Below are 14,206 nucleotides of genomic sequence, written 5' to 3'. Positions count from 1 at the left end.
AGCCGAACGCTTCTAAACTACCCTTTAAATTTACTGCAAACCGGACGTACTGAATATGACCCCATCGGGCTATTTGCGCGATTGTTTTTGACTATACTGTGTCAAGCCGTGACGGATCGCATAGGCCGTCAGCTGAACCCGGTTGTCAAGCGACAGCTTGGCCAAAATGTTTTTAATATGATTTTTTACTGTATTTTCAGTGATGATCAACTGTTCCGCAATTTGTCGGTTGCTCTGCCCGCTAGCCACGCACATGAGAATTTCACCTTCACGCTGGGAGAGGACATTGGGTTTTGTTTCCTCCACAGCTTGAGCAGGAGCGGAACGAAATTGATGAAACAAGCGATCGGCGATATGACGCGAAATTTCGCTCTGGTCATCAAGCAATCCTCGCAAATAGACGATCCAATCGTCAGGGTCCATGTTTTTGAGCAAATACCCCTGCGCCCCGTTCTGAATCGCCGTGAATAAATCGGCTACATCATCGGATACCGTAAGCATGACGATTTTGATATGCGGATTATGCTGCTTAATTCTCCTTGTCGCTTCCAACCCCGACATTCCGGGCATTTGAATATCCATTAAGACAAGATCGGGTGCAAGGTCATTGCACATTATAATTGCCTTTTCTCCATTATCCGCTTCGCCTACAATCTCGAAGCCCGGCTCACCTTCCAGCAGAGTACATACGGCTCTGCGGGCCAGCGGATGGTCATCCGTTATCAATACGCGGTAATTCATCACGATGCACTCCTTTTTACAGGTCCTGAGACTGTTAATATAGTTCCCGCTTGGGATGTCGATTGGATGGTGAATTGTGCTCCTAATTCGGCTGCATGCTTGCGCATTAAGGTTAATCCGTAACGTTTGGAGGAAGCCTCGATATGGTCTGTGTCCATACCAACTCCATTATCCCGGATACAGAGCCTCCACTCTTCGCCATGGCCTATTGCTCCAAGCTCAATGGCGGCATGATCCGCTTCTGAATGCTTGCGGATATTCGTGAACGCCTCCCGGATTATGGCGAAAAGCTTCACCTCCGCGGACGGGGAAATGCTCTGCTGTGTCAGGTCAATGGATTGCTCGACTGCGATACCGGTAATCCCGCTCCACTCTTCAATCCAAGTGGTTAATCGCGAAGCGAAAGTCGATCCTTCTTCGGGCATCGTCCGCAAATTGAATATGGCCTGACGAAGATGATGATCAATTTCGGATACTGCCGATCGAGCTTCCTGCAGCTGCCCCTTGCTTAACTGCACATTCAAAAAAAATAAGATTTGTGCAATATTATCATGCAATTCTTGAGCCAAACGTTCACGTTCTTCGTAAACAGCTCTTTTGGATTGTTCAGCCGACAGCCGCTCACTTATGCGTTTGATGCTCTGAAACATCCACGTAGCGAACAGATATGACAGGAATAAAGTCAAAATCGTTATATATAAATTGCCTGTCTCCATCGACAGCTGATCAAGCAAAAAATCATGGCGAATGTACTCAAATCCTCCAATTATGAGCGGCGGCACAAGGATAGTCAGCCATTTTAGCGTTCGTAATGACATTTGGATTTCACTCGTTTCCGTTTATTCATTTCTTGTGATTGCGATCTCTTCCAGCGCATTAGGACGGTCCTAAATCTGTATACGAGTCAGCTGAACCATGCCATCAATTCTTTTTAGCTTCTGCTCGAAGCGCTCCACCTGAACGGGATTGGACTCCAATAAAGCCTGAACAATTTTCCGTGAATGTCCATGCGGTCTTCACGGCGCACTCATGATGCTCGAATACAGTCATGATAGCATATTGGAATGCACTTCGCGTGCATCCCCTTCTATCACTCTGTTTCCACTCATTATACACTTTAAGAAAAGGAAAAGCTTTGCGAAAAAAACACCCGGGTATCGCACCAGCAAAGGATGCCCCGGGTATTTAGTCAGTATTTTATTCTTTTCTAACGCTGGCAGCAAATTCGGTCCAAGGATTTTTAATAGAAATGATTCTATCAACATATTCTGTGTGACCATTGGGCCATACAGCCGTAAATCGGAATATATACGCCTTATCCGGTAAATTTTCAAAATCGTCTCTCAACATCTGCCCGTCCCAACCCGTACGATTAGGGGCAGCGGTCAGCAGCGTCTCAAGCTCCGTGTAGGACATGTGTACCATCACGCTTGAAGCAGGCTCATTAGTAGTTGAGACTAATACAAAGGCCTCTCCAGACCAGAACAGCTCGTAGGGACGAGGACGTTCAGGATCTCCAGTTTTGCGTAGATTGTAGCTTTGCCGGTTTTCATTCCACTGTGAAGTATGCCGGACGAATCCATCCAGCATTAAATCTCCGACATGGACTATTTTGGTGATGGAATCCGACGCACCGTGTATATCCATAACAGTTAGGGTTACCCGATAATCTCCAGGATGGTTATCAGTCCATGATGACGGGATTTCGGCATTTTCCGATGTATACACCGCACTGTAATCAGGGCCGACAATTAGCCATTCATACGTTAAAGAATCTCCTTCCGGGTCCGAAGAGCGATTGATCAAGGTCACCGTATCCCCTTCAAAGGCTGGCTTCGGCGTCCAATCAAAATCAGCTACCGGAGGCCGGTTAATCATCATCCAGGTTTGAGGACTCCAAGGAGATTCAGCCCCATATTGGTCCCAAACCTTAACCTGTACGCGCATTTTTTGGCCAGTCGGCAGATCTACCGGCACAGCTAAGCTGCCATTGGCTGATTGTGTATGCTGCCACACTTTGCTGCTATGGTAGATGATAGTGTTATTCGCTTCATTGATGATTTGGATCTGGAAATAATCGAACCAAGCGTCTGTGTCCGGATCGGTCTGTAACCAAGTCAATATGGGTCGCAATGTGTTAATGATGGTCGGAGCTGCTTGTGTACCATAAGGAAAGCTCATGTAAGCAGCTGGTGGGCTGTTCGTGCTCATCCAACCGATGTTACTCCAGCCGGACCAACTCTCCCCGTCACTAACCCTAACCTGTACTTGATATTTCCGTCCCATTTCTAGCGACTGATTCATGGTCCATGCCCAGCTCGTATTTGGCGTTTCCATCACCCTGTTTGTAGTACACTCGACACAATTTCCCCACTCGTCTTTAATCACAAGATCGAACGCTGTAAAAATCGTATTTGGATCAGGGTCATTTTGATCCCAAGTTACCGTAGGCAATAAGGATACTGGTGATGGGTTATCGTAGTTTCCGTTAGGGAATGTTAATGTTACCGTGGGAGGATTGTTAGGTTGAGCGGGTTGATCAATTTGAATGGTTTGTTCATACCAATCCGACCATGCGTTATACTCATCTCCAACAGCCATATACACGGTGTATTCGCCAGATTCTACAGGACGGATTAACTTGCCATCAACCCGATTACCGCTAGGTGTTATGTAGTAAAACTTTTTCTTGAAAATACCATGATTTGAGCTATAGGATGATTGACAATTTGAAGAGCTATAACACCTATCCGGGTCGTAGCTGTAGTCTGTCCAAGTCACTAACTTGTTACCGTCAACACTCAAAGTAAAGTTGGCAATAGGTCTCCGATGTACTATGAGATATTGCGAATACCAATCAGAATATTGAGAGTAATTTTTAAAAGCAAGATCGCCATTCGATAATCTATGATTCTTATGGGGATCATCAGGTAAGCGATAGTCGATCTTATACCTGCCTACTTTATCGAAAGTCAGTACAGTAGATGTTACCGTTTTACCATTCAAAGACGATAACCCTGACTTTCCATCACCGGCATCCAAGAACATGGTGGTATCCACATGAGCGTAATTCCACTCAGTTCCAGACGTTAATGGTGGGTCATTTTCGGGGTCGTTAAATGTTGTTTCATACTTCACCTCTGTATCAACGATGGCGGTTCCTGGAGTTGCATATGAATCATCATTAGCACTCCACTGATAGGTCATATTTCGGAATAACGCATTGTCTGCCGTACTAAAAGGACCCGCAGTTCCTTGTGTAAACGTCCCATCAGTAATGTCTATTACTTTAACATTATTCTCATAGACTCTAATAGTCGTACCATTCAACTTGATACGATAGGGAATCCATTCCGTTGATGGAACAACATGCACCGTCGAAGATAGTAGTGTTTTGCGACCACCCACAATCTTAATAAGATCGAGGCTAGATTTGTTGGATTCGAGACGATACATGTTTTGATTGTTTTGCATTCTAAATCCGACACCAATTGCCATATTAGGGTGGTCTAACGATGCTTTCATACTCCAAGCCAATGTACCATTCTTAATAGATTGGGAGGAAGGCTTATACAACTGACCAAAAGTAAACGGTTCATTTGAAGTTATCGGTTGATCAGTGCTGGGAATATACTCATATACATAACCCTGCGATAAATACTGATTATCAGATGTGATTACTGCAGGAGGGGTACTATTATTAGCAGGTGGCCGGTATATGGAATTTGTATTCACCGGAACATCATTAGACATATCCACTAATTTTTCAACAAATCTATATGTGTCTACCCACTTCCCTTCATCATCATCCCAATACTTATCAGGCTCTTTGAAAGTTTTAAACCCGTAACCATTTTGATAACCATCTTTAAAGCCTTCTAAATGGATAGCAGGCTTTCCAACCCTTGAACCCGTCGCGATATGCAAATAATATGTTTCGTTACCACTCGGAATCCAATTCCCATTATCATCGTCATGACCATTCCAATTACTGAGAATGCCTATTATGGTACCATCCTCAGAAATGCTCTCAAAGCTATTAGAAGCGTAAGGATCTAGATTTATAATGCCTAGATCCACCGGCATCCCAGTGTAACCATCTACTTTTATTAGATGTGTCTTGCTATTGCCATCGATCTCGAAATTATAATAATTTCCTTTTCCATCCATTACCTTTGGCTTAAAGATATAGTCGGGCGCTTCTCCAGGATAATAAGAAAGGTTTGAGGCCGTTCCAGTTCCGGTCTTCTTTGGAAAGGGAGCCATATTATCAAAACTAGCTGTTTTGTAGGGGGTCCCCTTTCCGTCCTTCTTAAAATAGGTTACTGTTCTCGACGTGAGGTTGATTTCGGCAAAATCTTCTCTCAATTGTGTTCTCTCATATCCAGCGTATCTGTAGCCGTCACCCCATGTTGCGTACTCCCCGCTGACTCTATATCCAGGTCCGGAGTTCCAAGTAGCTTTTCTTACCCCACTAGCCACCGAACTTGTTTGCCGTTGCCGTAAATCGGATAGTTTCCATCTTCTCCAAGTTTCTATATATTGGTACTCGGCACTCACATTATTATATCTTGGACCATCAACCTCAATGACCATTAATTCATCCGTTAACCAATTGTAGTATTTATTGGAGGCACCAGAAACAAAGGCAAGCTGTATGGGATCGTGGTTTGGTCCAGTTAAATAAGTATAATATTCTTTAGTTATTAAATATTCGTCGTTACCTATGGAGGTGGCATTCTCCACACTAGCCATACTTGGAAGCTTGATAGGTCTGCCATTTAACTTAATGTTTGCATCACCTAATGGCAAAGAATATAAAGAAGGAGAACCACTGCCCGGATATCTACGGCTGCTTGCGAGTACACCGTTTGGCCCCACTGCCCAGGAATTATAAATACTTGGCTTATCTAAAGTAGTGTTAGTCCAACTACTGCCTGATAATTCAGAAGCAGCATAACCAGCAACATTCATTGGAGATGGTTCGGTAGTTTCTCCGGTCACTGTGAATGATACCTCAGGATTATCGTTAATCACTTCACCAAAAAAATCTTTGTAATCATACTTATAAAGTGCCTGAGCTTGTCCAGCTGGGAGAAGGGAGCCTGCTACTAAGACCACTCCAAGTAGATAAGTTAGGCCTGTTCTTAAATGAAATCTCAACTGACTATCCCCTCTTATTAAGAAAGTAAAGGGAGACCACGTTTTCGTTCCCCCTTTACCTATATTACTTAGTGAATTAAATCAGTAGGCTGCCCCGGAGATTCGATAACCTTTAAACCGAACCTGTATTTTCCCACATGTGGGCCCTTAACTGTAACTATGTGCTCACCTGTTTTAATTATGATAAGCTGATCATATCCGATAATGTATGGGTATTCCCACCCTTGAACTAACGCATCTTCATCAATTTCGGCAGTAATAGGTTCATTGAACACACCATCATTATTGGAGTCGTAAATTAAGGTCCAATACCTTTTACTTATAATGTCTGCATCCAAACTTGCACCATAACCTAGTAACACAAAGGGTGCTAGGCCTCTGTCGGGCAATTGCCTACCTGCTATCTGATTTCCTGTTAAGTTAGCTACTGGAGGAATATCAGGGGCTACGTCCACTATCTCTGAATCATCGTCACTTAGCCCCATAGTATCGGTAACTACCAAAGTTACCAAGTATTTACCTTTCTTCGATGTCTTGAAATCCTTAAGTTCCCCTGACAGTGGTGCAATGTATGTTATATCAGACATCGTACCTTCTGTTTGACCAGCCACTGGCTCAATGGTCCACCGATAAGTTAAAGGTAAATTCCTTGGGCTGTAGCTTCGTGAACCAGATAACTCAATCCTACGTTCTTCTTTCGGCCACCCGCCTACTGTTATTTTTGCTTTAGGTTCAGGACCCAAAACATCTAAGTAAGCACAAGCAGTTGCTGTAGCACCCGATTCGTTTATGGCAGTCACACAAACATTATGGCTACCCTTTGTAGTGGCTTTGATGCCTGTGTAGGATTCTTTATCTAATGGGGATTTCCAACCATACAAAGATGGTAGACTACTTAACCAAGGAGTGCTCTTAGTAAAGTCCCAAGAGAAGGTGATCTTTTCGTTCTTGGTATCTGTTGCCTTAACCTTGACATACACAATGTCGTCTTGAATAGCTTCGGTAATTTTTAAATTATCCTGAGCATACCAAGAAACTTCAACCGTAGGCACGCCAGATATCTTGATAATTTTAAAATCATCTGGACCTATCAGCGAAGTTCGGCCACAAGTATCTTCAACATAATACAGAACCTTTACAGTACCAGCCTGCATGTTAGCCGGGTACTGGTTGCTTTTGAACCGGAAATAGGTAGAGTCAGAATTTGATGAGCTTATGGTTGATGTCCACCCATAAACATACTCGTTATCTCCCTGTATGGCCTTAAACCTACCTTGAGTAGGTTTGCAGGAATTAGGCGGCACATCCAAAATAACGTCAAATTCATTGTCATCCTTCCACTCAATTTCCTTGTCACGAACAGTGAGTTTACCTGTTAGTACGCCAGGGCATCCGGCACCAAGAGAACAGCCTCCCCCTTCTTCAGGAGGTCCCCCGGAGCACGAGCTTTGCACATCGACGGTTAAGGTCTTTGTACGTTCACTAGCTGGGTCCAATTCCAACGCATTATCGCTATCCGCATAAAACGTTATGGTCTTTAACCCTGTTGAAGTAAATTTATGGGTGAACGAACCATCCTTTGTTTCCCTGCCAATCCCCGGAAAAGTGTGCGTTATTATTTCTCCCCAATCTGTTGAGATTTTGACCTTAAATGCAGTGGAAACTGCCGGACCACTGTTCATAAGTTTGTATGCGTATGTATTGTCCTCACCAGCTGCGACACACTTAGGTGCAGTGATAGAAGGGAAAGATAAGTTCGTTTTTTCAGTCGGTGGGGTTGTCACATACACAATCTTCATTTGTGGGTAGCGGTAAACTTCACCCTTTAAGGCAATATCCCACCTGTTGAGCCATGTAAATACCCAGCTAGGTGAAGATGTGTCAACCCTGTCCGGCTCAACATCATAAACAGCCGTATATTCAAAACGATACGTAAGAGTTTTGGGGTTAATTTTTCCCTGAGTGATTCCTTTAATATTATCTTGACCAAGATTACCGTCTGGGAGAAACTCAAATGTTTGATTATCAAAATTCAGGGAGGCTACTTCAGCCGGAGATATAGTTATTTTAGTATCTTCCTTAACTTTCATCATAACCCCTGATATATCCAAGATTCCTTGCCTATAGTCTGTAGCCTCGTTGCACTGAGCAGTGTCTTCATATCCAGAAGGATAAGAAGGTAAAGAGTCAGTTGGGAAACCTACATGCAATTTACAGAAACTTGAGGGAGGTCGGTCATAAATTTTGTCATCACTCTTGTAATACCTCTTAGTAATACCATCATCTACAGCAGGGTCATCGTAATCATATATCCAAACCTTCTTATTCGGGTCCCTGAACCATTCGAAGGTTCCTTGAAGAATCGCCACTTTTTTACTGGACTCTAACGCTATGTTATTTGAAAGCGGAGTAACAGGGTTTGGAACTTTATATGTGTTTTCGGAAGTATTAACCAAAGTTTGTAATACATTGTCTTCGGAATCCCTCAGTTCTACCCTTGAAATGGGGTCAGTCCCAGTTGGTGTTATAATTACATCAGATACTGTTATACTGGACTTATTTGAACCAAAATATTTTGTTCCCAAATTGAATAGGACTTCATCAGGAACATAATATACTGGTAAAGGCACTTCCTTAGAGGGTATAGCCCCTGCCGGTGTTGATAAGAAGGAAAATGAGGGAGTTAGAATTGAAATTGCTAATAAGCTGTTTAACAGTTTGCTTTTCAAACTCTATTCCCCCAAATCATGATGCACTTCAGAGACGAACACAGAAATTTCTGTCGATCCTTCCCCAAGTTCAACGCAAGGTTGCCTGTCTACTCCCCAGGAAGCACCATCAAATCCAGACATTTTTGGGACGAGCTGCGCTGTTATGATACGCATATCATGATCACCAGTCTTCAAATCTATCAAACCAGACTGCAAGCTACCATACTCATCAAGAGTCCCATAAGTCACCACATCCTTTAGGTTACCATTTTCATCCAATGAATCTCCGTTCTTGATAAAAGGACTTGTGTGTAGTATTGCATAATGAAAATATTTTTTTGGAACATCCGTACTTACCGTAAAGTGGTTGAAACTTAGAAACGCATAAGTGTTTAATGGAACCTCCTGAGTCTTTATACGCTGTTTCCCGACCTTATTAGTCCAATACATGTTATCCGGAATCTCCACTCTGAACGGGTCTTCCGGGTCCCCCATATCAACAACTACAAACTTTTCAACTTCAGACATTCCTTTTTCATTCTCAAACTTCAAGCGATCAACTTTAAACTCGTTACCAATACTTTTACCCCAACCAAAATACTCTTGTGCCATGGTGTAGACATTCGTCTTATGCCAGTTAATCTCCGCTCTCGAAGCCGCATACTTAGCATATTTATCCAAAGCGATTTTTTCTCCGCTCTTGATCTTGAGTATCCGTTCGATTACGGTAATCGCCTGCGCCCGTGTCGTCGGCTGATCCTCACCAAGCGTACCTTTGTTATCCAGTCCTTGGATGATTCCTTTTGATGTTGCAAGATACATCCACTTCTTAGCATCGTAATTAGCTTCTCCTGTAGCACGAACAGCGATCCTAGCCATTTCTTCCCGAGTGATAGGCTTGGTCAATTGATCCACAGCAAATTCATCCAATTGATGTATGCCATTCGCAACAGCTGTATTGACGTACGGTTGATACCATTCACCGGAAGCATCCTGCTTTTTAAATTTAAGTGCATCCACAACCAATTTCATAAACTCCACACGGCTTACATTTTGATCTGGTTTAAAAGTACCATCTGGATATCCATCTACATAACCGTCATTAACCGCAAATTCAATTTGTTTTTTTGCCCAATGACCGTTTAAGTCGGTGAATTTAACCTCTGCATTAACACTACCTACTACAGAAAATAACGAGACCCCAGCAATAAATGCAGCCATAACCGTTTTCTTCATCATAAATACGCCCCTTCAACATTTGGTTAACAAATATCAGCTCATAAAAAAGCACCTCCAAACATAGGTAAAATCCCTCTGAATGGCGGTGCTTCCGACCCATAAATATGAAATTATCCCACATCAATTCCAAAACTTTCCTATGCAGTTCGATTATACTAGATTATTGTCAGATTTTGCAATACCCTTCTTCCCAAAAACAAGCCTTTAGTACTATCTCATTAAAATAAGTCCTACCAGATGATCTGCACTGTCACTCATCCCATAGAAAAATAAATCCCGCACCCTCGGACTCGGAGTTAGCAGGTAAGTATCGCGATACTGCCGGATGGCTTCCCGCTCCAAACGGACAACATGCTGCAAGCCTTCCTCATATGTGGCATAAGTAATTCGTTCTGGCTGAACCGAGGGCTCAATGCCTTTCAGCTCCATGTACAATGCTTCGAGCAGCTTGTAATGCCGCTTCTCCTCAGCCAGCATCCGATCCAGCTCCATAATAGCCTCATCGGCAGGCGCCAATTTGACCAGTGCCGCATAAGCACGAATCAATGTAGCGGTATGATTAACACTCCACTGAAGCTGGGACATAAACCGGCGTACGTCCTGAAATTGCAGTTTGGCGGACAAGGAAAAATATTCGTCGGCAGAGGGGGATTTAATGTTCATCCTGCTTCCTCCATTCCAAGACAAGAATAGGCAAATCACTATTAGTAATAGCGTATTCACGATAGCTCGCCCATGACACCACATTTTTTTGTAAAACGTATGTCAGAAGCATCTAGCATAGGAATTCAGGATGAGCATACGAACTTATATCCGTAAAGAACCCGCTATGATCAGGTTCTTCACGGAAGAAGATGAATCTTTTTAACGTCTCGCGACTAACACATTAAGTAATACAGCAACCCTGTGATCAAAGGTATGATCGCGGAGTGTTCTTTGCAGCCCTTTTAGTGCAAGATCGTTTCTCTCTTCCTCATGATGCAAGTAGTATTCAATTTTTTCTATCAGTTCTTCGGCCGAGGAGTAAGTGGCCAGCTCTTGGCCGGGCCCATATAGATTAGGCAGATCTTGTCGCGCATCCGTCAACTGGAAGGCTCCGCTGCCACAAATTTCGAATGTACGCGGATTAGAGGACAGAGCTTTGACACGCGTGCTGTTTTTATTAAACGTTTCATCATAGGGAGAGCGATGCAGGTTAATCACAATTTTGGCGCCGTTATAATATTTGTCCGTTTCTTCCGGAGACAACCATTCATTACGGATATTATGCGACAGCTTGGAATACTGCTCCAGGCGCTCCCACCACCAACCAAATATTTTCACGTTTCTTCTTGCCAAATAAGGAGCTATACGGTTAAAAAAGCCAACCCTGTGCCAATAAGCACTCCCGATAAAGCACACATCGCTAAAATATCCAGTATCGACCCTCTTGGGCCGAAACACATTCAAATCGACCGCTAAGGGTAAATGATACACTTTTCTGCAGCCTTGGAGCTGGTAAAACTCAATGCAGCTGAGTTCATTGGTAAAAACATAATCGTAATGGATTGCCGTTAACCTTGTAATATCCGAGTAGTACGGATCATCCGAATACCAGATCGCTGTAGTGCTCCCGAGACTTCTAACGGAATTTACAACCTCCGTTGTTACATGCATCCCGAACAGCACCAGCACGAGCTGAGGTCTTAATTGAGAGGTTAGCTTAACAAGGTCATCCTTGGGCGAGCAAATATGAAGCTCACGCACCTGCTTTTTCAGCGCTTCTATGACTGCATGGTCTATAGGTGAGAAAGGAAGTCCCATGCCCGAAGTGACACAAAGCACGGAGAGATCACAAGCCTTCGACACGAACGGAACATTGGATCTTACTACAACCTCGCTACGTCCCAAACGTTGACCGTAGCTCCAACCCAGCTTGTAGCCTGCCCTGCTTCCAAGTATTTTCCCCCGCCTTTGTGACGGGTTTAACTTCCTTAAAACAGCCATTCGCGGCCCTCCTAACTTATGACTGAAACGCCAGTCTGTTATCCGTACATAATGCTGAGCAATCGGGATATTCTTTGTTTGTACGTATGCTCACTCATTGTTTTATATAGTCCCCGCAACGCAATTTCTCTGCGCTCTTCTTCGTGGGTTAAATAATATTCGCATTTGTCCCTCAGCTCCTCCGGACTTGAGTAGGTGACAAGCTCTTCGCCCGGTGTATAAAAGTACTTTAAATCATGCCGAATATCCGTCAGCTGAAGCGCCCCGCACGCACAAATGTCAAACGTTCTCGGGTTAATGGACAGCGCGCGGATTCTTCTTGTATTGTAATTATGCTGATCATCCTCGTGGGAGCGATGAAGATTGATAACTATCTTGGAACCATTGTAGTAGGAGGCTGTCTCTTTAGCACTTAAGCATCGCTCCAGACTGACTCTCGAGCCGAGTTTACGGTAGCTTTTCAGCCGATCCCACAAATAGCCTGAAATGAACGTTTTTTTGTGCATCAAATAAGGGGATATCTTATCCACGAAACGCACCCTATTCCAAAATGCGGTACCGATAAAGCAGATGTCCTTACTGTACGCCAAACTCACATGGCTCGGTCGAAACATAGCCTCATTCACAGCAAGCGGCAAATAATGAACCTGCTGGCATCCGGCTGTCTGGTAGTATGGAATTGCTCCGAGTTCATGGGTGAATACGTAATCGAAGTGAGGGGCTTTGGTTAAGGTAACATCAATAAAATAAGGGTCCTCGGTAATCCAAACACAGGTCCGAATCCCCATCATACGTATAGCAGCAAGTTGTTGCATCGACAAATGAAAAATGCCATTGAGAACGAAAACCAAATCAGGGTGTACCTTCTTCGCCAGCTCTGCCACGTTATCTAGCGGAGATACTACGGAAACTTGCCGTACCTGGCCCTGCAAGCCGCGGATGATGCCTTGGTTGATAGGCTCGTGAAATTGCCCTTCTTCAAAGGCTTCTACAACAAACAGCACGTGAAGATCCCGAATAGGTTGAATTCCTGCCGCCTCTTGTAATTTCTGCAAAATCACTGCGCTTCTCCCAAGATGATATCCTCGACTCCAGCCTTTGCGAAAGCCCTCTTGTCTGCCTACAAGGACACCTTTGTTATAGGTCTGGGCTGTGTCCTTTTTATAACTCGCCAAAAGAACAAGCTTTTTACTCATACCTAACCACCTGTTTCATCGAAAATGGTATGCAGCATTCCATTCAGACGCTGGCTATACGTGTGCTGACTCATTGTTTTATACAAGCCGTTCAGGGCTATGCGTCGTCGTTCTTCCTCATTCCGCAAATAATAGTGGATACGATCAACAAGCTCCTCAGGACTTGCAAACGTAACAAGCTCCTGCCCCGGCGTGTAGTATCTGGATAAATCTTGTCTGACGTCAGTTATTTGCAAAGCTCCGCTTGCACAAATTTCGAAGGTTCTGGGATTAATGGACATAGCCTGAATTCCCCGGCTGTTCAGGCGTTCCAATGGTGACCGATGCAAATTGATAACGATTTTGGCTCCGATGTAATGTCGGATGTTCTCGTCATACAAAACGCCTTGGAGCTTGACATGCTTTTTAATGGCTTTGTACTGCCCCAGTTGGTTCCAGCCATGGCCTGCCATGAACAGATGAACTCCCTTTAATGCTGGAATGACTTTATTAAAAAACGAGAGCCGGTTCGGAAAACCGGAGCCGATAAAGCATACATCCGACCGGTATGATCTTTCGACAAATCGAGGAGCTACAACAGCTCTGTCCACTCCGGAGGGCAAATAGTAAACATGATTGCATCCCAAAGTCTTATAGAATGGAACGGCATTTAGCTCATGTGTAAAAATATAATCGTACAACGGAGCCATCTGTGCCGTAACATCCGTAAAATACGGATCGTCCATAAACCAAATGGCCGTTCGGAATCCATGCTGCCGAAGCTTAACGACCTGCTCATTGGAAACACGAAAAATACCGTTCAAAATGAATACAAGATCCGGTTTAAATTGCTGTGCTATATCTGTCAAATCCGAAGTAGACTGCACGACTAGAACTTCCTGTACCAACTCTCCAAGTGAATGGGCAATACCCAAATCCAGTGTTCGAAAGCCGGGTGTTCCCTCCTCTACATACATCACCTTTAGCGCACGTTTTACGGGCTGCCACGGGGGAACTATGTCCAACACCGCCTGGCATCGTCCGTGATGGTAACCATGGCTTCGACCAAGCCGATAACCGTCCTTTCGTCCTTTTATGGCACTTTGCCTTAAGGCTAGAGCACGCGATTTCTTCACATGGACAGCCACTATGTCGACCTCCTAAAAGTTCACCTACGGAAAACTATCTTCG

The 14,206-nt window shown here is 44.0% G+C and carries 9 protein-coding genes; all 9 read right to left on the bottom strand.

Annotation, left to right across the window (positions count from 1 at the left end; translation table 11 throughout):
• Positions 1–69 precede the first annotated feature (69 nt).
• The 9 genes from BP97_RS0101985 to BP97_RS0101945 all read right to left on the bottom strand — a co-directional run bounded on the left by BP97_RS0101985 (position 70) and on the right by BP97_RS0101945 (position 14,163).
• Positions 70–741 (bottom strand): response regulator, encoded by a 672-nt coding sequence (locus BP97_RS0101985; RefSeq protein WP_028547608.1) that lies wholly within the window; start codon positions 739–741, stop codon positions 70–72.
• Positions 741–1,559 carry a sensor histidine kinase gene (locus BP97_RS0101980; RefSeq protein WP_028547607.1) on the bottom strand — a complete coding sequence of 273 codons (819 nt, stop codon included), beginning with the start codon at positions 1,557–1,559 and terminating at the stop codon, positions 741–743. Before BP97_RS0101980 ends, BP97_RS0101985 begins: the two co-directional genes overlap by 1 nt.
• 379 nt (positions 1,560–1,938) lie before the next feature.
• On the bottom strand, positions 1,939–5,904 hold the full coding sequence (locus BP97_RS38590; RefSeq protein WP_028547606.1) for a PKD domain-containing protein: 3,966 nt from the start codon (positions 5,902–5,904) through the stop codon (positions 1,939–1,941).
• Positions 5,905–5,972: 68 nt separating this feature from the next.
• Positions 5,973–8,633 carry a CARDB domain-containing protein gene (locus BP97_RS0101970; RefSeq protein ID WP_028547605.1) on the bottom strand — a complete coding sequence of 887 codons (2,661 nt, stop codon included), beginning with the start codon at positions 8,631–8,633 and terminating at the stop codon, positions 5,973–5,975.
• 3 nt (positions 8,634–8,636) lie between these two features.
• Positions 8,637–9,854: an S-layer homology domain-containing protein gene (locus BP97_RS38585; RefSeq protein WP_051620277.1), complete on the bottom strand. Its 1,218-nt coding sequence runs from the start codon at positions 9,852–9,854 to the stop codon at positions 8,637–8,639.
• 210 nt (positions 9,855–10,064) lie between these two features.
• Positions 10,065–10,517 (bottom strand): ferritin-like domain-containing protein, encoded by a 453-nt coding sequence (locus BP97_RS0101960; protein ID WP_028547604.1) that lies wholly within the window; start codon positions 10,515–10,517, stop codon positions 10,065–10,067.
• A gap of 201 nt (positions 10,518–10,718) precedes the next feature.
• Positions 10,719–11,840, bottom strand: coding sequence for a CgeB family protein (locus tag BP97_RS0101955; RefSeq protein ID WP_028547603.1), 1,122 nt, complete (start codon positions 11,838–11,840; stop codon positions 10,719–10,721).
• A gap of 38 nt (positions 11,841–11,878) precedes the next feature.
• Entirely contained in the window at positions 11,879–13,036 is a 1,158-nt protein-coding gene (locus BP97_RS0101950; RefSeq protein ID WP_036745313.1) for a CgeB family protein, read from the bottom strand.
• A gap of 2 nt (positions 13,037–13,038) precedes the next feature.
• Positions 13,039–14,163 carry a CgeB family protein gene (locus BP97_RS0101945; RefSeq protein WP_051620276.1) on the bottom strand — a complete coding sequence of 375 codons (1,125 nt, stop codon included), beginning with the start codon at positions 14,161–14,163 and terminating at the stop codon, positions 13,039–13,041.
• Between the last annotated feature and the right edge of the window lie 43 nt (positions 14,164–14,206).

The sequence above is a fragment of the Paenibacillus sp. UNC451MF genome (assembly GCF_000686845.1).
Lineage (GTDB): Bacteria > Bacillota > Bacilli > Paenibacillales > NBRC-103111 > Paenibacillus_S.
The sequence above is the reverse complement of the archived record's forward strand: the minus strand, read 5'-3'. Positions and strand labels throughout refer to the sequence as shown.

Excerpts from the sequence above, each read along its gene's own strand:
- BP97_RS0101985 (WP_028547608.1), bottom strand. The coding sequence starts at position 741 with ATGAATTACCGCGTATTGATAACGGATGACCATCCGCTGGCCCGCAGA.
- BP97_RS0101980 (WP_028547607.1), bottom strand. The coding sequence starts at position 1,559 with ATGTCATTACGAACGCTAAAATGGCTGACTATCCTTGTGCCGCCGCTC.
- BP97_RS0101955 (WP_028547603.1), bottom strand. The coding sequence starts at position 11,840 with ATGGCTGTTTTAAGGAAGTTAAACCCGTCACAAAGGCGGGGGAAAATA.
- BP97_RS38585 (WP_051620277.1), bottom strand. The coding sequence starts at position 9,854 with ATGATGAAGAAAACGGTTATGGCTGCATTTATTGCTGGGGTCTCGTTA.
- BP97_RS0101950 (WP_036745313.1), bottom strand. The coding sequence starts at position 13,036 with ATGAGTAAAAAGCTTGTTCTTTTGGCGAGTTATAAAAAGGACACAGCC.
- BP97_RS0101960 (WP_028547604.1), bottom strand. The coding sequence starts at position 10,517 with ATGAACATTAAATCCCCCTCTGCCGACGAATATTTTTCCTTGTCCGCC.